Genomic DNA, 22,119 nt, shown 5'->3' with positions numbered 1-22,119 from the left:
TTGTAGAAATGTCCCGTTTCGTTACTCACTCTTTACGGTGTCGGACATGAACTTTATATATCGCCTCGCCCAGCCTGCCGATGTGGATGAACTGTTGGTGCTGGAAAACCAGTGCTTCGAATCCGATCGCCTGAATGCGCGCAGCTTTCACTGGATGGTCACGCGGGCCAATGCGCGATTGATCGTCGCGCTGCGCGATCAGGCCGATCAACGCCTGGCCGGTTACGCGCTGGTGCTGTTCCATCGCGGCACGTCCCTGGGCCGGCTTTACTCCCTGGCGATCAGCGACGATGCCCGGGGCCAGGGCCTCGGGCAGCAACTGCTGGCCCAGGCCGAACAGCATGCCCTTGAGCGTGAGTGTGCCTATCTGCGGCTCGAAGTCCGCCCGGACAACGCTCCGGCGATTCGCTTGTACGAGCGCAACGGCTATCGCCTGTTCGACCGCATTGATGACTACTACGAGGACCACGCCCCGGCGCTGCGCTACGAAAAACGCATCCGCGAACACGCCACCGGCGTTGCCCGTCACGTGCCCTACTACCCGCAAACCCTGGACTTCAGCTGCGGCCCGGCGTGCCTGCTGATGGCGATGAAAGCCCTGCAACCGCCACGCGCCATGCAACGTCACGAGGAGCTGCAGATCTGGCGCGAAGCGACCACGGTGTTCATGACTTCAGGCCACGGCGGTTGCAGCCCGCAAGGTTTGGCGCTTGCCGCGCTGCGCCGGGGGTTCGAGGTCGGCCTGCAGGTGTCGGTGCGCGGGCCTTTGTTTCTGGCTGGAGTGCGCAGCGAAGAAAAGCGAGAAGTCATGCGCCTGGTGCATGAGGAATTCAGCCGCGAGCTGGCTGAAAGCACGGTCCGTCAACTGGGCAGTGCGCCGCTCAATCTCTGGCAGCTGCAAAAGGACAACGGCCTGGCGCTGGTGCTGATCAGCAGCTATCGGTTGACCCGTTCCAAGGCACCCCACTGGGTGCTGGTCACCGGTTGCGATGATGACTTCGTGTATTTGCACGACCCCGATATCGATCACAGCCAACAGCGTCAGGCCATGGACTGCCAATACATGCCGGTCAGCCACAAAGAGTTCGCCGGCATGAGTTGCTTTGGCGCCGACAAACTTCGCGCGGCGGTGGTTCTTTATCCCCAGGGGCAGGCGCCTATATAAACGGCGTCAGGCAAGGCGCCGTTTGCGTAAAGATCCCGTCGTATTGATTGCAGTTGCACCGGCAAAAGGAATGAATAGTCGCTCGGCCTTTGGGCGACTTACTGGATGAGCGTGATGGATAACTCGGTAATCGGTTTGATAATTCTTTCGGTGATTGCGCTGTTTGGCGTGTCGGCGTTCTACTTTGATTTTGTTCATCCGCACCGCGAGGGCAAGCACCCGCAGAAATGATGAGCGACGCCCCGACGGATTATTTTTCTTTTCCCACTTGATCGATCAGGGCGTAACGCCAACGACCCGCTAAGCTTGAACCGTTGACGCTTGCTTTGCACATCGCTCGGGGGAGTTGAAACATGCTCATCAAATGGGTACTGGCTGCGTTGCACCTGCTGGCGTTCGGTTTTGCCATAGCGGCGGTGCTGGCGAGGGGACGGGCGTTGCGGCGGTTGCGCACGGATGATCCGCGATCGTTCAGGGATGTCTTCGTGGTCGACAATATCTGGGGCGTCTCAGCAGGGGTTCTGCTGATCACCGGGGCGTTTCGGGCGTTCGGCGGGCTGGAAAAAGGCTCGTACTACTACCTGCATCAGCCACTGTTTCACCTGAAAATGGCGGCGTTCGTGGCCATGCTGGCGCTGGAAGTGGTGCCGATGTTCGCGCTGATCAAATGGCGCATCGCGTTCAAGAAGAACCAGACGATTGATACGTCCCTGTCCCGGCGGTTCGCGCGAATCAGCCATATGGAGGCGCTGCTGATGGTCATCATCGTCATCGCCGCCACGGGTATGGCGCGGGGAATCTTGTTGAGCTGAGGCCTGAGCCGATGCCCAGACCTCCAGCGGTCAGGTCACCCAGAAAAACATCAGGGTCAGGTTCGCGCCCGAGATCAGTCCGAACAGTCCCCAGGCCAGGGTTTTGGTCAGGCGGCTGTTGGCGAACGGGCCCATCAATTGCGGGTCGCTGGTGAAGCGGATCAGCGGCCACAGTGCGAACGGTAACTGCAGGCTGAGGACGACCTGGCTCAGCACCAGCATCTTGCCCACCGCACCATCGCCAAACCAGATCACCCCGACGAACGCCGGAATCAGCGCCAGCCCGCGCGTCGCCAGGCGGCGTTGCCAGCACGGGATCTTGGCTTTCAGAAACCCCTCCAGCACCACTTGGCCGGCGATGGTCCCGGTGAACGTCGAGCTCTGCCCCGCCGCCAGCAGCGCGACACCGAATAACACGCTGGCCACGGCGCCGCCCACCAGCGGATCGAGCAGGTGGTAGGCGTCCTGAATTTCCACGATATCGGTGTGGCCAGTCCCGTGGAACGCGGCAGCCGCCAGGATGAGGATGGCCGCATTGATTATCAGCGCCAGGCTCAAGGAGGCAATGGTGTCGACCCGGGCGTAACGAATGGCGCTGGCCTTACTTTCGGTCGAGGTGCCATTGACCCGGGTCTGCACCACCGATGAATGCAGGTACAGGTTATGGGGCATCACCGTCGCACCGAGAATCCCGATGGCGATGTACAGCGGCTCTTGATTGCTCAGCATCTCCCACGACGGCTTGAGCCCCGCCACGACGTCCGGCCAGAACGGTTTGATCAGCACCAGCTCGATGAAAAAGCACGTCGCGATGGTCGCGATCAGCCCCAGCACAATGGCTTCCAGACGGCGGAAATTGGCGCCCTGCAAAGCCAGCACGATGACCGTGTCGAATGCCGTCAGCGCCACCCCCGTGGTAATCGACACCCCCAGCAGCAAGTGAAACGCCAGCGCGGCACCCAGCACTTCCGCCAGATCGGTCGCCAGGATCGACAGTTCGGCGAGAATCCACTGGCCCATGCCGACCCGGCGGCTGTAGTGCTCGGAGGACAGCTGCGCCAGATCGCGGCCGGTGGCGATGCCCAGGCGTGAACACAGATTTTGCAGCACCATGCCCGACAGACTTGCCAGCACCACCACAAACAGCAGCGAATAACCGAAGCGCGAGCCGGCTTCGATGGCGGTGGCCCAGTTGCCGGGGTCCATGTAGCCGATGGAGATCAACAGGCCGGGGCCGACGAACAGCATCAGCTTGCGCAGGAAAGACGCATTGGCGGGAATGGCGACGCTGTCGGTGGTTGCCGACGGGCAAAATGGCGCGGTGGCAGTAGTCGGGAGTTTGTACTTCACGGGAATCCGAAACGTGGTGGCGGTCAGCCCCGGAGCTTAAACGCGCAGAAATGTTTTGTCTTGAATCTCTGGGGCACTAACATGCTGCGTCTCACCGATCCGGAAAAAACAATAATGCATGCCGCTTCTGACAGCCCCGATAACGCCCGCCCGACCCAGGACGGACTCGACCCGATACGCGCGGCGCGGATTTCCGCCCGCCTCGACCGCCTGCCCGCCGTCGCCACGATCTGGAAACTGGTGGCGCTGCTGTCCATTGGCGGCTTCTTCGAACTTTACGATCTGTTCCAGACCGCCTACATCAGCCCCGGCCTGATCCGCGACGGACTGTTCGCCACCGGGGCGCAGGGCGTGTTCGGCTTTTCCGATCAAGCGGCGTTCGCGTCGGCGACCTTTCTGGGGCTGTTCCTCGGTGCCAGCCTGCTGAGCCCGATCGCCGACCGCTACGGCCGCCGCGCGATCTTCACCTTCGCGTTGATCTGGTACACCGTCGCCACGGTGCTGATGGGCATACAGACCTCCGCACTGGGCATCATCTGCATGCGCTTTCTGGTGGGCATCGGCCTGGGCATCGAGCTGGTGACCATCGACGCGTACCTCTCGGAACTGGTGCCCAAGCGGATGCGCAGCGCGGCGTTCGCCTTCGCGTTTTTCGTGCAGTTCCTGTCGGTGCCTTCAGTGGCATTGATGTCCTGGTGGCTGGTGCCGCAGGACCCGTTCGGCGTCGCCGGCTGGCGCTGGGTGGTGTTGGCCAGCGCGGTGTTCGCGCTGTTCATCTGGTGGCTGCGCTCGCGCCTGCCGGAATCACCGCGCTGGCTGGCGCAACACGGCCGCTTCAGCGAGGCCGAAAAGATCATGGACGACCTCGAAGCCCGCTGCATCAAGGACCACGGTCAGGCCCTGGACGAACCGGAAACCCACAACGTGGCCGTCGAAGGCAAAGGCCGCTTCGCCGACATCTGGCAACCGCCGTATCGCCGTCGCGCGCTGATGTTGATTGTGTTTCATGTGTTTCAGGCGATCGGCTTTTTCGGTTTCGGCAACTGGCTGCCTGCATTGCTGTCGGGTCAGGGCGTGAGCGTGACCCACAGTCTGGCGTATGCCTTCGTGATCACCCTCGCCTATCCGCTCGGGCCACTGTTGTTCGTGAAATTCGCCAACCGGTTCGAGAATAAGTGGCAGATTGTCGGCTCGGCGTTGGGCTCGATGATCTTCGGCACGCTGTTCGCGCAGCAGACGACGGCGGCGGGGCTGATTTTTTGCGGGGTGATGATCACGTTCTGCAATGCGTGGCTGAGTTTCAGTTATCACTCGTACCAGAGCGAGTTGTTCCCGACCAATATTCGCGCCCGGGCGGTGGGGTTCTGTTATTCGTTCAGTCGTCTGTCGACGGTGTTCAGCAGTTTGTTGATCGGGTTGTTTCTGGATCACTTTGGTACGCCAGGGGTGTTGACGTTCATTGTGATGAGTATGTTGATTGTGATCATCACGATTGGCGGGTTTGGGCCGAAGACGCGGAATCTGGCGCTCGAAGATATTGCTCATCGATAGGGTTCGCGGTGCGGCTTAGGGAAGATCAAGATCAAGAGCGTCTGCCTAACGGCAGACATTTCGCCTTCGGCGAGTTACTTGGAAAAGCACCCCAAGTAACCAAGGGTGCTTGCTCTCGGTTGGGCCCGACTCCGTCGGGTTCCCTCACTCCGACGACGCTCCGTGTGCCCGCGCCGAACGGACATCCATGTCCTGGCGGCGCTCTCGCGGCATCCATGCCGCTCGGCCCACTCCGCGTCGTCTACGTTCGGCCTGCACCAAAGTCGCGTTCTGCGGTGGCTGGAATTTCTGTGTCTGAAGATCAAAAGCAGATCAAGGGCAGATCAAACGCTAAGAACTTGCAGGAGTGAGCTTGCTCACGAAGGGGTCGGTACATCCGCCGGATTTGTGGTGATTGAAATACAACATTCGCGAGCAAGCTCGCTCCCACAGGTAGGCGGTGCAGTCAGCAAGATTGTTGGCGGCTGGGCTGGCCTCTTCCCGGCTAAAGCCGGTCCCACTGAATGCACGCGGTTTCCTGTAGGACTGGCTTTAGCCGGGAAGCCTTTGATCTGCTTTTGATCTTGATCTTCATACGCAAAAGGCTCAAACGACACAAAACGCGACTTGGGTGCAGGCTGAACGCAGGTTTCGCGCAGTGGGCCGAGCGGCATGGATGCGGCGAGAGCGCCGTCAGGGCATGGATGCCCGTTCGGCGCGGGCCCACGGAGCGAGACCGGAGTGAAGGAACCCTGACGAAGGAAGGGCCAAACCAGGAGCAAGCACCCTTGGTTACTTGGGGTGCTTTTCCAAGTAACTCGCCGAAGGCGAAACAGTCTGCCCCCAGGCAGACGCTCTTGATCCTAAAGATCTTGATCTTGACCTAAAAAAAACCTACCGAATCCCCAGTCGCCGGGCCAGGCGACTGAGGTTAGCCCGATCAACACCCAGCTCCCGCGCCACGTCCGCCCATTTCCCCTGATGCCGCTCCAGCGCCTCGCTGATCAACCGCTTCTGAAACCCGTCCACCGCCTCCTTCAACCCCTCCCCCGGCTGAATCACCGGCATGGCGCCGTGCACCTGCGCCAAAGCAGGTGCCGCCACCCGCAACTCATCAAGCCCCAACACCTCCGCCTCGATCGTCAGAATCCGCGGTCGCTCGCCGTGCACCGACAGCGCCTTGAGCACCGCGCGGCTGATCAGATGCTCCAGCTCCCGCACGTTCCCCGGCCATGGGTACGCCAACAGCACCGCTTGCGCCGCCGGGCTCATGCGCAAACTGCGCAGCCCCATCCGCGCCCGGTTCTCCTCCAGAAAATACCCCGCCAGCAGCAACACATCGCGACCCCGTTCGCGCAACGGCGGCACCACCAACGGGTAAACGCTCAGGCGGTGATAGAGATCCGCGCGGAAGCGACCGGCGCGCACTTCTTCTGCCAGATCACGGTTGGTCGCGGCGATGATGCGCACGTCCACGCGATGTTCCTGATCGGAGCCGACCCGCTGCAACTGACCGCTCTGCAACACCCGCAGCAACTTCGACTGCACCGGCAGCGGCAGCTCGCCCACCTCATCGAGGAACAACGAACCGCCGTGGGCCAGCTCGAATTTGCCGCTGCGCCCACTGACCGCGCCGGAAAACGCACCTTTGACGTGACCGAACAACTCGCTTTCCACCAACAGCTCCGGCAGCGCGGCGCAGTTGAGGCTGATCAGCGGCTTTCGTGCCCGGGGTGACTGCAGGTGGATGGCCTCGGCGACCAGCTCTTTGCCCACACCGGTTTCGCCGGTAATCAAGACCGTCAGCGGGCTGTTGCCCACCAGCTGGATTTCCTGCTGCAAACGTTTGTGCACAGGGCTTTGCCCGATCAGCTCCCGGGGCCCGCGTCCGCCTGCGGCACGTTTGTACACCTCGACCAAGTGGCGTTGATCCTCAAACCCGCGCGCCAGTTGGCTGATCCGCTCGCTGGCCATCACGGTGGCCGCCGCCAGGCTGGCGAACGCCTGGAGATCGTCCAGATCAACCCGGCCAAAGCGCGCCGGATCAACAGAATCCAGCGTGATCACCCCCCACAGCGTGTTCTGCACGTAGAGCGGGCAGCCGAGGCAATCGTGCACCTCCAGATCGCCATGCACGCCTTCGACCAGTCCGTCGTAAGGGTCCGGCAGGTCGCAGTCGGTGGAGAAGCGGGTCGGTTCGCGGTTTTGCAGAATGATGTCCAGCCGCGGGTGCTCCCCCAGCCGAAATCGTCGTCCCAGTGTGTCCGGGCTCAAGCCCTCGACGGACAAGGGCACCAGCACCTCATCCTCCCGCTTGAGCAACGCCACGGCGTCACACGGAAAAAGCTGGCGCAGCGACCGCAGCAACCGGCGGTAGCGCTCATCGTCCGGCAGGTCCCGGGACAGGTCGGCAACCAGCGGAATCAGCGCCAGCAGCAAAGGATGGGTCATGGAAGCTCCCGGTCATGGCATGGGAAAGGGGTGCAAGGGCCGAGTCATTATGACTGCGATGTGAGTCGAAACGACAGCGCCATCCCGAGATCAGCCTCTGGCGCTGCCCCTGGGAGCACGCTGAACCCAGACAGACGTGAATCGACGAATGGAATACGGCACTAAACCGTCACTCTCGAGAAGTCATTAGTTAGTCGCCAATTCCCCGGCAGCGCTCGGCTTATTAATGAGAAACAATCCCGCAGACTTTCCTCAAAAACACGCCATTTTATTCTGACGCCACTTCGCCGACGTGCCGGGCGAGCCCCTTTAATTTAAATGAAGTTGTGAAAATCCTATTTTGTTTATAGTCCTGTGACCCTACAGGAGCACTCACTATGGCCAGAATTCAGGGACGAGTTCTCGAAACTTCCCCACCGTTGGTAGTTGATCTCGACGGCACGTTATTGCGCTCGGATCTGCTCATGGAAACGGCCATGGCGTTTGTTCGAGGCCAGCCGCTGAAAGCCCTGAAAATGCTGGGATGGCTGTTCAAAGGCAAGGCCGCCCTCAAGGAAGGCCTGGCCCTCAACTCCGAAATAGACGTATCAGTGCTCCCGTACGATCCGCAGATCCTCGAGATGATCCAGCGCGAACGCGACACCGGCCGGATGGTGGTACTGGCGACGGCGAGTCATGTAAGCCTGGCCGAGCGCATCGCCGAACATCTGCAGCTATTTGATCTGGTGCTGGCCTCCAACAGCAACCGCAACTTGTCCGGCAACAACAAGCGCGACCTGTTAGTTGCGCACTTCGGCGAGGGTGGATTCGATTACGTCGGCAACTCGAAAGATGATTTGCCCATATGGGATGTGTCCCGCCACGCCTATGTGGTCAACCCCGATCGCGGTGTGGAAGCAAAAGTAAACGCGCAAGTCCGCGTCGAGCCGACCATTCATAGCAACACGCCAAGCCTGCGCGACTGGCGCAGGGCCCTGCGCCTTCACCAGTGGCTGAAGAACGCGCTGATCTTCGTGCCGCTGCTGGCGTCCCATCGCCTGGCGCAGTTCGAGCTGATGCGCGACGGGGTCATCGCCTTCCTCTGCTTCGGCCTATGCGCCTCCAGCGTCTACATCCTCAACGACCTGCTGGACCTGTGCGACGACCGCCACCACAAGAGCAAATGCAAACGGCCGTTCGCCAGTGGGCGTCTGTCGATCAAGACCGGACTGGTGATGGTGCCGACGCTGCTGGCGATGGCCTTTGGCGCCGCGCTGTTGCTCCTGCCGTGGCAGTTTTCGGCGGTGATGGCGGCCTACTACGGCCTGACGCTGACCTATTCGCTGAGACTCAAACGCTTGATGGCGTGGGACGTGATTGCCCTGGCGATGCTCTACACCGCGCGGATCATTGCCGGCGTCGCGGCGTTCAGCCTGACCCTGACGTTCTGGATCCTCGCGTTTTCGATGTTCATCTTCCTCAGCCTGGCGATGGTCAAGCGCTACGCCGAGCTGCGCGATGCCCGCGCCCGGGAGGTGAACACCCTGGCCCGCGGCCGCGGTTACCACCCCGGCGACCTGGACATGATCGCCTCCCTGGGGGCATCGTCGGGTTACCTCGCGGTGATGGTGCTGGCGCTGTACATCCAGGACGCGAAAACCACCGAGCTGTACGTCACGCCCCACATCATCTGGCTGGCCTGCCCGCTGTTGCTGTTTTGGGTGACGCGGGTGTGGATGCTGACCCATCGCGGGCAGATGAACGAAGACCCGGTGGTGTTCGCCATCCGTGACCGCACCAGCCAACTGATCGGCGCCGCATTTCTGATGATGTTCTGGATCGCCGCATGAGCGCACCGTTGTATTCCTGGGGACGTTTCCCCCGTCGACCGCAACGCGGTCACGGCTGCGTGTGGCTGGACGAACTGCCGGCGCAGATGGACCGCGTGATCGGCGCCCACCGCAGCAGCCTGCCCTACGGCAACGGCCGCAGCTACGGCGACAGTTGCCTGGCCGCCAGCGACGAAGTGCTGCACATGCGCTCGCTGGACCGGCTGATCGAGGCCGACTGGACCACCGGCGTGATCAAGGCCGAAGCCGGCATCACCCTGGCGGAAGTGCTGGCCGTGGCCATCCCCCAAGGCTGGTTTTTGCCGGTGACGCCCGGGACTCAGTTCGCGACCCTGGGCGGCGCCATCGCCAACGACGTCCACGGCAAAAACCACCACGTGCGCGGCACCTTCGGCCGTCATGTGCTGGGCTTCGGCCTGTTGCGTCACGGCGAGCCGGAAGTGACCTGCTCGCCTGATGCCCACCCCGACCTGTTCGCCGCGAGCATCGGTGGCCTCGGCCTGACCGGGGTCATTCACTGGGCGCAGATTCAGCTGATGCCGATCCGCGCCAGCCAGATCGACACCACCACCGTGCGCTTCGCCAATCTGGCCGAGTTTTTTGCGCTGTCGACCGAGCTCGACGCGCGTCATGAGTACAGCGTTGCCTGGGTGGACTGCCTGGCCAAGGGCGCCGAGACCGGACGCGGGGTGTTCATCGTTGGTGATCACGCGCAGTACGGCTCCCTCGACGTCGGTCAGCGCAAGAAGCTCAGCGTGCCGCTGACGCCGCCGGTGTCGCTGATCAACAAAGTCTCCCTCAGCGCTTTCAACAGCCTGTACTGGCGCCTGCACCCCAGCCAGCGCAAGCAGGGCCGCAGCGCTTACGAACCCTTCTTCTACCCCCTCGACCGGATCCTGCACTGGAACCGTATTTATGGCCGCCGGGGTTTTCAGCAATACCAGTGCGTCGTGCCTGCGGCGAACGCCGAAGCGGCCATGGGCGAACTGCTGCGCGCCATCGCCGACGCCGGCCAGGGTTCGTTCCTCGCCGTGCTCAAGCGCTGTGGCGACATTACTTCGCCGGGTCTGCTGTCGTTCCCGCTGGGGGGCACTTCGCTGGCGCTGGATTTTGCCCAGAGCGAGGCGCTGGAAAACGTTCTTTTCCCACGTCTGGACGACATTGTTCGCGCTGCCGGCGGGCGGTTGTACCCCGCCAAGGACGCCCACATGAGCGGCGCCGATTTCCGTCGTGCCTACCCCGCCTGGGAGCAACTGGAAGCGCTGCGCGATCCCTCTTTGATGTCCCGTTTCTGGAGCCGTGTGATCCTATGAAAACTGCCGTGAAGAAAGTCCTGATCATCGGCGCCACCTCCGCCATCGCCGGTGCCTGCGCGCGGTTGTGGGCAACAGAGGGCAGCGATTTTTTCCTCGTGGCGCGCAACGTCGAGAAGCTGCAGCAGACCGCCGCTGACCTCAAGGCGCGCGGGGCGAGCAACGTCACGCTGCACGAGATGGACGCCAACGACATCGAGGCGCACCCGCTGATGATGGGGCGCTGCCTGACCGCCCTGGGTCAGATCGACATCGCCCTGATCGCCCACGGCACGCTGCCGGACCAGAAGGCCTGCGAGCGCGACGTGCACATGGCCCTGAAGGAATTTGCCAATAACTGCACCTCGGTGATCGCCCTGCTCACCGTGCTGGCGATGCAGTTCGAGACCCAGCGCTGCGGCAGCCTGGCGATCATTTCTTCGGTGGCGGCTGACCGAGGCCGCCCTTCCAATTACCTCTACGGCAGCGCCAAGGCGGCGGTGTCGACCTACTGCGAAGGCTTGCAGGCGCGGCTGTTCAAGGTCGGCGTGCACGTCACCACCATCAAGCCGGGATTTGTCGACACGCCGATGACCCAGGGCCTGTCGTTGCCGGCAGCCTTGCTGGCGCAACCGGCGCAGGTCGCCCAGCGCATCGTCAAGGGCATCGCCAACAAGGTGCCGACGCTCTACGCACCGGGTTTCTGGGCGCTGATCATGCTGGTCATTCGTTCGATTCCGCAGCCGGTGTTCAAGAGGCTGAATCTATGAGCGAAGCCGTGACAGAGCCTTCGCACCTGTCTGGCTGGCGCTACCGCGCGGTGGTGCTGTCGGTGGTCGGTTCGGCGCTGGGGTATCTGGGCTTTTCGCTGTGGGGCGGCTGGCAGGCGGTGGGCGCCGCGGTGAGTGAGGTCGGATTGGTCGGCATCGGCATCGCGCTGCTCATGTCGTCTGTGAATTACGGGCTGCGCTTTGTCCGCTGGCAGACCTACCTGAAGGTGCTCGGCCATCCGATGCCGTGGCGGCCGAGCCTGAACATTTATCTGGCCGGCTTTGCCCTGACCACCACGCCGGGTAAGGCCGGTGAAGCCTTGCGCGGCGTGCTGCTGAAACGCTGGGGCGTGCCCTACCCGCAGAGCTTCGCGGCGTTTTTCAGCGAACGGCTTTCGGACCTGTTTGCGGTGGTGTTGCTGACCCTGTTCGGCCTGTCGCTGTATCCCCAGGCGTGGCCGATGATCGTGGTCGGCGTGGCGCTGGTAGCGGTCGGGCTGGTGGTGCTGTCGCAACGTCGCCTGCTTGAGCGGATCACCGGAACAATGCCGGCCGGTGGCGGCAAGGTATTCGGGCTGCTGCGCCATCTGCTGCAGGTGCTGGTGCATGCGCAGCAATGCCATGGCCTGCGCCTGATGCTCGGCCTGACCGCCCTCAGCGTCGTCGCCTGGAGCGCCGAGGCGCTGGCGTTCGACTGGATTCTGAAATGGATGGGCACCGACATCCCGCTGACCTTCGCGGTGTTCGTCTACGCCCTGGCAATGCTGGCCGGCGCAGTGAGCTTCATGCCCGGCGGCCTCGGCGGCGCGGAGGCGGTAATGGTCGGGCTGCTGGTCTGGAAAGGCATGAACAGCGCCGACGCCGTGGCCGCCACCGTGCTGATTCGGCTGGCGACGCTGTGGTTCGCCGTGGCCATCGGCGCGGTGATGCTGGTCAGGCTCAAAGGCGAGGCATCGGCGCCTCGGGTTCAACCGATTCAATAACGCTTTTCGACGGGATTAAGGGACAGGAGTGCAAGTCATGGTGGCAGCAGTACGTTATCGAGCGTTGTTTGGCATTCCCCTGTTGCTGGCGGTGGCCGCCGTCCTCTGGAGTTTTCTGGCCTCCAGCGGACCGATTCAGTGGATGGACAACGGCATCTTCATCGCCGACGCCTCGCAGGGCCGCTACTTCAGCGAAACCCTCGGGCCGCTGGATCACCCGCTGTACCTGTTCGTCACCACGGCGCTGTTCGCGAATTTCGGCCCGTTGGTGCTGAGTTTCATGAACTCGATGCTGCTGATCCCGCTGGGCTGGGCGATCTTCCGTCTGGCCAAGGGCGTCGGCGCCACGTCGCAGCAGGCCTTGCTGGCGATTGCCGCTGCGGTGTTGTGCCATTGCGTGTTCTGGGTCTCGACCAAGGCCGAGGTTTACCTGCTGCACACGCTGCTGGTGACCCTGGCGTACATGGTGCATTTTCGCGATAAATCGCGTCTGGGCCTGCTCACCGCGTTGTTCGTCATCGGCATCCTCACCGGGCTGGCTGCGGCCATTCATCAACTGACGTTCATCGTGTTATTCCCGCTGTATGTGCAACTGGTGTGGCAGCACAGGGCGCGGGTTTTGCTGACGATTCCGGGGTTTGTGCTGGGCTTTGCGGTGGCGATTCCCGGTGTTCTGCAGGAGATGCAGAACGGCCTGAGCCTGATCGATATCGGCCATCGTTACCTGATCGGCATCCCCGACAACCCCACCGAGCAAAGCTGGCAGGGCTCGCTGTTTCGCTTCGACGACATGTGGCACGAAAAGAACTCGGTGGCGCTGCTGATGCTGTCGTTGCTTGGCCCGCAACTGGTGGCGCTGGTGCTGTTCCCCAGAAGCCGGCGCCTGCGACTGTTGTGGTGCGCGGCGGTGCTGAACTTCATCTTTGCGGTGTCGTACAACGTCACCGATCGTTTCACGTTTTTCCTGCCGGGTGCGGTGCTGTTGAGCATCATCGGCGTGATCCATGTGCAGGCATGGCTGGCGCGCCGCAAGGCCGCCGTGGTCGCTTACGCCCTGCCCTTCAGCGGCCCGGTGACCATTCTCGCGGTGTACGCGATTTACGCCAGCGGCGCCGTTGCGCTGCCGACCCACAAGGAAGCGCTGCCGTTCCGTGACGATATCCATTACTTCATGGCGCCGTACCTGCGGGATCGCTCGGCGGAAACCTTCGTGCACAGTTACGAACAATCGGCTCCGGAAGGCGCGCTGATCGTCGCCGACTGGACGCCCAACGGTGCGCTGCGCTCGGCGCAGGCCAGCGGGTTGCTCAAGGGTCGAACGATAGCGCTGTGTGAAGGCGCGCAGGACATCGAGTCGTATCTGAACGGCCCCGGGGCCTTCCTGGCGAGGACCAGCTACTGCTCGAGCATTTCCGATCGTTTTGATCTGCAGACGTTGGCGGTGGGATACGAGCTGCGCGCGAAATAGCCAAACCTGAGTGATCGTGGATGACCGTTCGTCGGGACGAATGCACCTCTTGCATTGCCCGACTGACCAATAGGTATCCATGACAACAAAGGGATTCACATCATGATCAAGACAAAATTGACTGCCCTGACACTCGCTGGCCTGATGGCTGTTGCTACTGGCTCCGCATTTGCAGGCTCCACAGGCCCAACCGATCCGATCGACAAGAACGGTCCTAAGCCAAGCACCTCCACCAGCGGTCAGAGCAGCGACGGCAGCTCGCCAGGCACGTCGACCCCAGGCACCAAAGGCATGGGCAGCACCAACGGCACCAACCGCACCGACGCTGATGGCGGCGGCATGACCAATGGCAACGGCATGGGCGGCAGCGGCGGCGGTACTGGCGGTGGCGCAAGCGGGTCCAGCGGCAGCAAGTAATCGCTGTTGTGATGACCGTATGCCCTTGAGTGCGATTGCGCCGGGGCGACGCTGAATACGATGAAGGGCCGAATGTGATTCGGCCCTTTTTTCGTTTCTGGGGATCAGCCATTGGTCCCGTGATCTTCTGGGCAATTGGACGTAGCCGCGTTGCATCGGCGGGCTTAGCGTAGTGGTCATCAATTGCTGCCAGATGATCCGCTCATGAAACCCCTCAATTTCCTCACCGCCCCGCTCTGCTGGCTGGCCTTCGCCGGCTTGCTGTCCGTGGGAAGCGTCCAGGCCCACGATGCCGAGCAGGAAAAGGTCACCGTGCTGGAAGAGCACCCGATGCTCAATGCACCGGGCAAAAAAGCTATGGTCCTGACCGTCGATTACACGCCGGGCCAGGCCTCCATCGCCCACAGCCACAGCGGCAGCGCGATCGCTTACGTGCTGGAAGGCGAAGTGATCTCGAGAGTCAACGACGGCAAGGCGATCACCTATAAGGCGGGCCAGACGTGGTACGAGCCGGCTGGCTCCAAGCACTACGAATCGCGAAACGCCAGCGCCACCCAGCCTGCGAAGTTGCTGGTGTTCATTCTGCTGGACGACAAGGCCGACATCCTCACACCGCTGCCGAAGTGATGCCGCTGTCCCGTGGGACCGGCTTTAGCCGGGAAGGCGCCGGCCGTCACACCGCTGGATTTGATGGCGTTCAAACCGGCCTCTTCCCGGCTGAAGCCGGTCCTACGATGAGATCGCACGCGATCAGTGGGACCGGCTTTAGCCGGGAAAGCACCGGGCGTCACACCGCTGGATTTGATGGCGTTCAAACCGGCCTCTTCCCGGCTGAAGCCGGTCCTACGATGAGATCGCACGCAATCAGTGGGACCGGCTTTAGCCGGGAAAGCGCCGGGCGTCACACCGCAAAAGCGGGCAGAGAAACCCGGGGCTAAATTTTCCGCCGCCGCTGTCGATACGCTATTCGTAGAGCCCGAAATGTCGGGTCGGACCGGATCAGTGAAAGGCACAGGTATGTACACAAACATTTTTCTGCTGGTAGAGCATGGCCGCGATCAAGGTGAAGTTTCTGTTTTGGGCTGGTTCGATGACGAACGCGCCGCGCAGGACACCGCCGAGGCCATGGAGTGGAAAGCGTATCGCGATGAAGCCAAGCGTCATCACCAGTGGTCGAGCCAGCCGTTGCTGCCGCCGGACCAGAATCCTCATCGACGATTCTGGGTCAAAGGCATTTCCAAATTCAGCCACACTCCGGCACCCCGTTCGTGGGCGGTGCATTGATCCCTGTTGAGCAGAAACTCAGCGCAGCGGGCACCGCCAAGGTGCCCCGCTTCTCGCAATGTCCAGCTCCTCGACCTGTGTGACATCGCGGGGATTGCCTAGCGGTTTTTTTGGGTATTGATGAAGTTCAGAAAATCTTGGGAGGGCAATGCTTTCGAGTACAGCCAACCTTGAGCGTAGTCCACCTTATGCGTTCGCAGGTAATCTGCTTGATGGGGGCTCTCGACCCCCTCGGCAACAATGTCCAGACCCAGTGTTTTAGCCATTGCAATAATATGCGTCACCACCGAGCTGGACGCTGAAGACTTATCGATGGCGTCCACGAAAGATTTATCTATCTTGAGCACATTGACAGGAAGGCGCTCCAGATATTGCAAACTGGAGTATCCCGTACCAAAGTCATCGATGGCAATCTTGAACCCCAGCGCCCGAGCTCTTTTAAGTGTCGTAACGGCCGATTCGACATCAATGAAGCCTCGCTCAGTTGCCTCTATCCATATTTGATTGTTGTCAATCATGGAGCCTTTCAATGCATGATCAAGCGTGTCAAGAAAACGCCCGGATTTCAGATCATCTGCACATATGTTGATGGCGACATGAAGATGACGGTTATCTCGCAGAAGTTGCGCCATGTCTCTGACGACGCCCTGGATGACTTGGTCAGTGATGGGCAAAATCAGCCCTGTTTCTTCAGCCAGCGGAATGAACTGATCAGGGGCCACAACCGTTCCGTCCGGCCTTAGCCATCGGACCAATGCCTCGGCCCCTGTACATTGTTCTGTTTCAAGATCAATGATCGGTTGATAGTGAACAGTGAACTCCCGCTGGGCGATAGCGATCTGCATCTCCGCCATCGGCGAGAGTCTGATGCGCATGATTCGGATGACGGATAGCACGACGACGAAACCGATACCTATGCCAATCGGCAGCATCCAGGCCAGCTCGCTGTAAAAGCTTGTGTCGACGCTGGTAATGGGCTCCATCACAAGCGCGGACCAGTCGTCCTGAGTGGAAGCCGCATGGAGATAGTCTTTATTATTTCGATCTTGACTTGATGCAAGTCGGGAAATCGTCTTTTCATCCGCGCCCCGAGAGATATTCACTAACTGACCTTGGTAAAAAACCCCGAGCTGCATTCGATCATCCAGAATGATGTCGCTCAGCCTTTCTGCATTTATAAGTACGTTGTAGGCACCACGATGGATGATCGTAATCGGCTGGATCCCGTGGTCACGCGGGATGAGGCGAACATTGATTTTATAGCCTCCCGCATCGGTATAGGTCGACGTCGTCGATCCAGACAGTATCGAAGTGACTCCCCATGAGGTACAAGCAAGCGACCCTTGCTCAAGATAATCAATTTCTTCCACCGCACGGGTGTTCACGGTCGCTTTTCGCATCAACGAAATATGCTCGGGAGAGCACGGAGTTCCGGACCAGTTCTCCATGTCCGATATAACGTTGAGTCCTTGCTGCAATGACAAACTAATATTTTTGAGAGCCCGCTCGGAGTAGGTCTCCAAATGCGTTCGTTCTTTGGCCAGGGCCCTTTCCCAGGAAATGTAAGCCATCGTTATCATGGGCAAAACAGCCCCTATCAGCCCTGACAGAGTGGCTATTATGATGACTCTTGATTTACGCATTCCCTTGCCTCAAAAAATGGACTCATCCTTTCCCGATGATCATGACCTGGCGTTCGGAGTGTGATTTATCCTGGACTACCGGGCAAGGAGGCGCGGAAGGTTTTGCCACCCGAACACTTCGCGCCGACGTTCTTGCTGCGCTCTCAACGCAAAACGGAAAAACGCTGACGTTCGGGCCAGCCACACATCACCTCTCGAAAACCGAGAGGCCACCCACGCTCTGGACGGACATCAACCACCTGGGATAGCGTGCGCCTCCAACGAAACTCAAAGTGCCCACCCCATGACCGACCGTCAACTCATCGTCCCGGACGAAATGCGTCTACTCGCCGAGCGCGCGGGCTATGCCCCTGCCGTCAAGGTCGGCAAAACGCTTTACTGCGCCGGTCAGGTCGGTCGCACCCCTGAGCTGACAGTCATCGAAGACCCGGAGCAGCAATTCCTGGCCGCGTGGGAAAACCTGCGGCTCGTGCTGGCCGCTGGAGGATGCACCTTCGAAGACGTCGTCGACCTGACGACCTACCACGTCGATCTGCACCGTCACATGCCCGTGTTCAGGGAGGTGAAGGACAAGGTCTTCCCCCGTGGCACCTGCGCGTGGACCTGCCTCGGCGTCAGCGAACTGGCCAGGCCGGGACTGCTGGTGGAAATCAAGTGCGTGGCGGTGCAGCGCTGATCATGAGAGGCGTGGCCAGTGTGAGCGACGCGCAGGCGCATCGGCTTCGGGAAACCCAGGCTGATGCGTCAGTTATCCCGACGCTTCAGCCTGCCATTCACCCTCAGCGCGCGGTGATCTTCCACGCGCGGTGGATTTTGCCGTTGCGTGCAAAGTCCGGGTCGACGGTGTGCTGGGTGATCTCCTCCACCGCATAACGCTCCACCAGCGTCTCTTCGAGCTGGAATTTGCGGAAGTTATTGGAGAAATACAGCACGCCGCCCGGCGCCAGACGTGCCATGGCCAGGTCGATCAGTTGAACCTGATCGCGCTGCACGTCGAACACGCCTTCCATACGCTTGGAGTTGGAGAAGGTCGGCGGGTCGATGAAAATCAGGTCGTACTCTTCGCGACTGGCCTCCAGCCACACCATCACGTCGCCCTGCTCCAGACGATTCTTGTCCGAGAAGCCGTTCAGCGACAGGTTGCGACGCGCCCAGTCCAGGTAGGTTTTCGACAGATCGACACTGGTGGTGCTGCGCGCGCCGCCCTTGGCTGCGTGCACGCTGGCGGTCGCGGTGTAGCAGTAGAGGTTGAGGAACCGCTTGCCGGCCGCTTCGCGCTGGATCCGCATGCGCATCGGCCGGTGATCGAGGAACAGACCGGTGTCCAGGTAATCCGTGAGGTTGACCAGCAGCTTCACGCCGCCTTCGTTGACTTCGTTGAATTTACCTTGGGCGCTCTGACGCTCGTACTGCTTGGTGCCGCTCTGGCGTTCGCGACGTTTGACCACCACACGGCTCTTGTCGATGCCCAGTGCCTGAGGAATGGCCGCCAGCGCATCGAACATACGGATCGAAGCCTTTTCCGGATCAATGGACTTCGGCGCCACATACTCCTGAACATGGACCCAGTCGTGGTACAGGTCGATGGCCATGGCGTACTCGGGCATGTCCGCATCGTAGACGCGGTAGCAATCGATGCCTTCGCGCTTGACCCACTTGCTCAGCGCCTTGACGTTCTTCTGCAGGCGATTGGCGAACATCTGCCCGCCTTCGCTCAGGCGCGGTTGCTCTATGACCGGCGCGGGGGCCGGCGTCGGCTTGATCGGGTTGCCATTCTTGTTGTACTGGCGCTCCTGCGGCTCGTCCGGCGCCTGATCGTAGGCGGCTTGCTCACGCTCGGCCTGACGTTGCTCCGGGGTGCGACGCTCGCCGGTGACGAACTGATCCGGCAGCACTTTGATCAACAACAGCTTGCACGGCAGTGCGCCGTTCCAGAACGCGTACTGCTTGTGGCTGCGAATGCCCATGCGCTTGCCCAGGTCAGGCGCACCGGTGAACACCGCCGCTTCCCAGTTCAGGCAGGCCTGACGCAGGCGCTCGCCGAGGTTCTGGTAGAGATACAACAGGCTGGCTTCGTCACCGAGACGCTCGCCGTACGGCGGGTTGCAGATGACCAGACCGGTCTGGTTCTGATCGGGACGCGGCTCGAAGGTTGCCACTTCGCCCTGGTAGATCTTGATCCACTCGCTCAGGCCGGCGCGCTCGACGTTGTTGCGGCCCGGCTGGATCAGACGCGGATCGGCTTCGTAACCACGAATCCACAGCGGCGGCTTGGCCAGACCCGCTTGCGCACGCTCCAGCGCTTCGTCATGCAGCTTGCGCCAGATCGCCGGCACGTGGCCCAGCCAGGCGGAGAAACCCCAGCGCTCGCGCTTGAGGTTGGGCGCGATGTCGGCGGCAATCATCGCCGCTTCGACCAGGAAGGTCCCCACGCCGCACATCGGGTCAGCCAGCGCGCCGCCTTCAGCGGCAATGCGCGGCCAGCCGGAACGGATCAGGATCGCGGCGGCCAGGTTTTCCTTGAGCGGCGCGGCGCCTTGCTGCAGACGGTAGCCGCGCTGGTGCAGGCTGTGGCCGGAGAGGTCCAGGGACAGAATCGCTTCGCCGCGGTCCAGACGCAGGTGCACGCGCAGATCCGGGTTGAGCTTGTCCACCGACGGGCGTACGCCGTCTGCCGTGCGCAGGCGGTCAACGATGCCGTCCTTGACCTTCAATGCGCCGAAATGGGTGTTGTCGATGCCCGAACCGTGACCGCTGAACTCAACGGCCAGCGTACCTTCCGCCTCGAGGTGATCAGCCCACTCGATGTCATGCACGCCGTGGTAGAGGTCCTCGGCGTCTTTCATCGGGAAACGCTTGAGCACCAGCAGCACCCGGTTGGCCAGACGCGACCACAGACACAGCCGGTAGGCGGTTTCCATGTCGGCGGTGCCGCGGATGGCGGAAGTGTGTTCGCGGGTTTCCTCGAGACCGAGGGCGGTGGCTTCCTCCGCCAGCAAGCCTTCGAGGCCTTTTGGGCAGGTGAGGAAAAGTTCGTAACGGTCCGACATGAGTATTCCAGAGCCTAAGGCCATAGCGGCCGGACAACGCATTGTCCGACCCGATTCCAACAGACGCCTTTCAAGGAGGACGCCTGCGCGGCACACAGTTTGTGCCTGTCCCTCGCACCGATACATTTCGAGTGCGACGGTCCGCCAACGCATCAACGCCGACGTTTTGATGTTAAAAAACCACTATTCAGCACGACGGTGGCTGCAATAAAAAGTCACATCGCCGACCCTTCGTCGTTTTTCCACTGACCGCAAACGGCCAGCACTCTCAATTGCGAAACACTTGCACTGCCACGTGAAAGCCCCGGTTCAAGGGGGCCCTCTGACAAAACTGCGCTGAAACGCGTCAGCGCTTATGGTCGTAATGCCTGAATGGTTACGTTCTTATGACAAAACGATCATTCACAGCGTATCCCTCATTGGTTAGAAATCACCCAAGGTCATCGCCGCAACGGCGGTGGCCGCAAGCCCGCGACGCCGGCAGCGGGCTGTTAACGGCAGAGGATTTTCTGCCGGACCTCAACCTGAGGTCTCCAGGGACATTACAGTCAACAAACGAGGGCAACACCCTATGAGAAGACTTAAGCGTGATCCGATGGAAAGAGCATTTTCGCGCGGATACCAGTACGGCGTATCCGGTAAATCCCGTGAGCTTTGCCCATTTACTCTACCGTCAGTGCGTCAAGCCTGGATCAATGGCTGGCGAGAAGGACGCGGCGACAACTGGGACGGTATGACCGGCACTGCGGGCATTCACAGACTCAACGAACTTCACGCGGTCGGCTGACGCCACCCTCACGTTACAGCCTGACCTAAAGCTTCTTCGACATTCCTGATCGCTTCATCATGACCACGCACGCCCCACCCGGGCGGCGGGCTAAAGCCCAAGAGGGGTTCCAGTCGGAACCCCTCTTTTCGTTCACGCCGTTAGCGATCAAACCGCTTGGCGAGTCATCGCTGCAATCGCGTCCACCGACTCGCGAATCAGCGCCGGCCCTTTATAGATAAAGCCCGAATAAATCTGCACCAGACTCGCCCCCGCCGCGATCTTCTCGGCTGCGTGCCTGCCTTCGGTGATGCCGCCAGCGGCAATGATCGGCAAGCGCCCACCCAACTCACCCGCCAGCACCTTGACGATGTGCGTGCTGTGCTCGCGCACCGGCGCGCCCGAAAGCCCGCCCGCTTCGTCACCGTGGGGCAAGCCCTCGACGCCCTTGCGGCTGAGGGTGGTATTGGTCGCGATCACCGCGTCCATCCCCGATTCCAGTAACGCGCTGGCCACCAGCACGGTCTCTTCGTCGCTCATGTCCGGGGCAATCTTGATCGCCAGCGGCACGCGCTTGCCGTGGATCAGCGTCAGCCCTTCCTGACGCACCCGCAGGGCTTCGAGCAGTTGCTTGAGCGAATCGCCGAATTGCAGGCTGCGCAATCCCGGCGTGTTGGGCGAGCTGACGTTGACGGTGATGTAACTGGCGTGGGCGTACACCTTGTCCAGGCAAATGAGGTAGTCGTCCACTGCACGCTCGACCGGCGTGTCGACGTTCTTGCCGATGTTGATGCCCAGCACGCCGTTGTACTGCGCGGCCTGCACCCGGCTCACCAAATGGTCGACGCCCAGGTTGTTGAAGCCCATGCGGTTGATGATCGCCTGGGCGTGGGGCAGACGGAATACGCGCGGTTTTGGATTGCCCGGCTGCGGGCGCGGCGTGACGGTGCCGATCTCGACGAAACCGAAGCCCAGTTGGGCGAAGCCGTCGATGGCCGCGCCGTTCTTGTCCAGCCCTGCCGCCAGCCCGACCGGGTTGGGGAAGCGCAGGCCCATGACGGTCACGGGAAGCTGCATCGGCGCCTTGTTGAACAGGCCGTTGAGCCCCATACGACCGCCCGCTCCGATCAGGTCAATGGACAGATCGTGGGAGGTTTCCGGGGAGAGTTTGAACAGTAACTGGCGGGCCAGGTTATACATGGGCGGGGGCGGCTCGATTGCGGCTGGGATCAGCGGCGGATTATAAACGCCGGTGCGGGCGAAGCGCGAGGCATGTCGAGAACTTTGCTTACAACCTCGGCTCCCGCTG

The 22,119-nt window shown here is 61.3% G+C and carries 18 protein-coding genes; 13 read left to right on the top strand and 5 right to left on the bottom strand.

Features of this window, described 5'->3' with window-relative positions:
• The first annotated feature begins 46 nt into the window (after nt 1-46).
• Nucleotides 47-1,165, top strand: coding sequence for a GNAT family N-acetyltransferase/peptidase C39 family protein (locus ABEH28_RS02105; RefSeq protein WP_346628939.1), 1,119 nt, complete (start codon nt 47-49; stop codon nt 1,163-1,165).
• Between the two features lie 353 nt (nt 1,166-1,518).
• On the top strand, nt 1,519-1,977 hold the full coding sequence (locus tag ABEH28_RS02100; RefSeq protein ID WP_192172460.1) for a DUF2214 family protein: 459 nt from the start codon (nt 1,519-1,521) through the stop codon (nt 1,975-1,977).
• A 30-nt stretch (nt 1,978-2,007) separates the two neighbouring features.
• On the opposite strand, the gene ABEH28_RS02095 is transcribed toward ABEH28_RS02100, so the two are convergent.
• Nucleotides 2,008-3,327, bottom strand: coding sequence for an Nramp family divalent metal transporter (locus ABEH28_RS02095; RefSeq protein ID WP_192172459.1), 1,320 nt, complete (start codon nt 3,325-3,327; stop codon nt 2,008-2,010).
• Between the two features lie 114 nt (nt 3,328-3,441).
• Between ABEH28_RS02095 and ABEH28_RS02090 the strand changes: the two genes are divergently transcribed.
• On the top strand, nt 3,442-4,878 hold the full coding sequence (locus ABEH28_RS02090) for an MFS transporter (RefSeq protein WP_346628938.1): 1,437 nt from the start codon (nt 3,442-3,444) through the stop codon (nt 4,876-4,878).
• An 873-nt stretch (nt 4,879-5,751) separates the two neighbouring features.
• Here the strand turns inward: ABEH28_RS02090 and norR are convergent.
• Nucleotides 5,752-7,308, bottom strand: coding sequence for a nitric oxide reductase transcriptional regulator NorR (gene norR / locus ABEH28_RS02085; RefSeq protein WP_346628937.1), 1,557 nt, complete (start codon nt 7,306-7,308; stop codon nt 5,752-5,754).
• Between the two features lie 377 nt (nt 7,309-7,685).
• Between norR and ABEH28_RS02080 the strand changes: the two genes are divergently transcribed.
• The 8 genes from ABEH28_RS02080 (at nt 7,686) to ABEH28_RS02045 (ending at nt 15,351) form a co-directional block, all read left to right on the top strand.
• Nucleotides 7,686-9,137 carry a UbiA family prenyltransferase gene (locus tag ABEH28_RS02080; RefSeq protein ID WP_346628936.1) on the top strand — a complete coding sequence of 484 codons (1,452 nt, stop codon included), beginning with the start codon at nt 7,686-7,688 and terminating at the stop codon, nt 9,135-9,137.
• Nucleotides 9,134-10,450: an FAD-binding oxidoreductase gene (locus tag ABEH28_RS02075; protein WP_346628935.1), complete on the top strand. Its 1,317-nt coding sequence runs from the start codon at nt 9,134-9,136 to the stop codon at nt 10,448-10,450. The genes ABEH28_RS02080 and ABEH28_RS02075 overlap by 4 nt, the downstream gene beginning before the upstream one ends.
• Nucleotides 10,451-10,458: 8 nt before the next feature.
• On the top strand, nt 10,459-11,199 hold the full coding sequence (locus ABEH28_RS02070) for an SDR family oxidoreductase (protein WP_346629184.1): 741 nt from the start codon (nt 10,459-10,461) through the stop codon (nt 11,197-11,199).
• Nucleotides 11,196-12,182, top strand: a complete 987-nt coding sequence (locus ABEH28_RS02065; protein WP_346628934.1) for a lysylphosphatidylglycerol synthase transmembrane domain-containing protein — start codon at nt 11,196-11,198, stop codon at nt 12,180-12,182. The genes ABEH28_RS02070 and ABEH28_RS02065 overlap by 4 nt, the downstream gene beginning before the upstream one ends.
• Before the next feature lie 37 nt (nt 12,183-12,219).
• Nucleotides 12,220-13,650 (top strand): DUF2723 domain-containing protein, encoded by a 1,431-nt coding sequence (locus ABEH28_RS02060; protein WP_346628933.1) that lies wholly within the window; start codon nt 12,220-12,222, stop codon nt 13,648-13,650.
• Between the two features lie 102 nt (nt 13,651-13,752).
• Entirely contained in the window at nt 13,753-14,067 is a 315-nt protein-coding gene (locus ABEH28_RS02055; protein WP_192172452.1) for a hypothetical protein, read from the top strand.
• Between the two features lie 204 nt (nt 14,068-14,271).
• Entirely contained in the window at nt 14,272-14,694 is a 423-nt protein-coding gene (locus tag ABEH28_RS02050) for a cupin domain-containing protein (protein WP_346628932.1), read from the top strand.
• Nucleotides 14,695-15,084: 390 nt separating this feature from the next.
• Entirely contained in the window at nt 15,085-15,351 is a 267-nt protein-coding gene (locus ABEH28_RS02045) for a hypothetical protein (protein ID WP_192172450.1), read from the top strand.
• A 98-nt stretch (nt 15,352-15,449) separates the two neighbouring features.
• On the opposite strand, the gene ABEH28_RS02040 is transcribed toward ABEH28_RS02045, so the two are convergent.
• Nucleotides 15,450-16,922 carry an EAL domain-containing protein gene (locus ABEH28_RS02040; protein WP_346628931.1) on the bottom strand — a complete coding sequence of 491 codons (1,473 nt, stop codon included), beginning with the start codon at nt 16,920-16,922 and terminating at the stop codon, nt 15,450-15,452.
• Nucleotides 16,923-17,277: 355 nt separating this feature from the next.
• On the opposite strand from ABEH28_RS02040, the gene ABEH28_RS02035 reads away from it, so the two are divergent.
• On the top strand, nt 17,278-17,670 hold the full coding sequence (locus tag ABEH28_RS02035; RefSeq protein WP_192172448.1) for a RidA family protein: 393 nt from the start codon (nt 17,278-17,280) through the stop codon (nt 17,668-17,670).
• Nucleotides 17,671-17,773: 103 nt separating this feature from the next.
• Here ABEH28_RS02035 and rlmKL read toward each other — a convergent pair whose 3' ends face one another.
• Complete coding sequence (gene rlmKL, locus ABEH28_RS02030) at nt 17,774-20,044, bottom strand: bifunctional 23S rRNA (guanine(2069)-N(7))-methyltransferase RlmK/23S rRNA (guanine(2445)-N(2))-methyltransferase RlmL (protein WP_192172447.1); 2,271 nt, start codon at nt 20,042-20,044, stop codon at nt 17,774-17,776.
• A 571-nt stretch (nt 20,045-20,615) separates the two neighbouring features.
• Here rlmKL and ABEH28_RS02025 point away from each other — a divergent pair.
• Nucleotides 20,616-20,831 carry a ribosome modulation factor gene (locus ABEH28_RS02025; protein WP_074887169.1) on the top strand — a complete coding sequence of 72 codons (216 nt, stop codon included), beginning with the start codon at nt 20,616-20,618 and terminating at the stop codon, nt 20,829-20,831.
• A 147-nt stretch (nt 20,832-20,978) separates the two neighbouring features.
• Here the strand turns inward: ABEH28_RS02025 and ABEH28_RS02020 are convergent, their stop codons facing one another.
• Nucleotides 20,979-22,010 carry a quinone-dependent dihydroorotate dehydrogenase gene (locus ABEH28_RS02020; RefSeq protein WP_346628930.1) on the bottom strand — a complete coding sequence of 344 codons (1,032 nt, stop codon included), beginning with the start codon at nt 22,008-22,010 and terminating at the stop codon, nt 20,979-20,981.
• Between the last annotated feature and the right edge of the window lie 109 nt (nt 22,011-22,119).

Source organism: Pseudomonas sp. Ps21-P2, assembly GCF_039672565.1.
Taxonomy (GTDB): Bacteria; Pseudomonadota; Gammaproteobacteria; order Pseudomonadales; family Pseudomonadaceae; genus Aquipseudomonas.
Note: the sequence above shows the minus strand (reverse complement) of the source record. Positions and strands in the feature narration are given on the sequence as shown.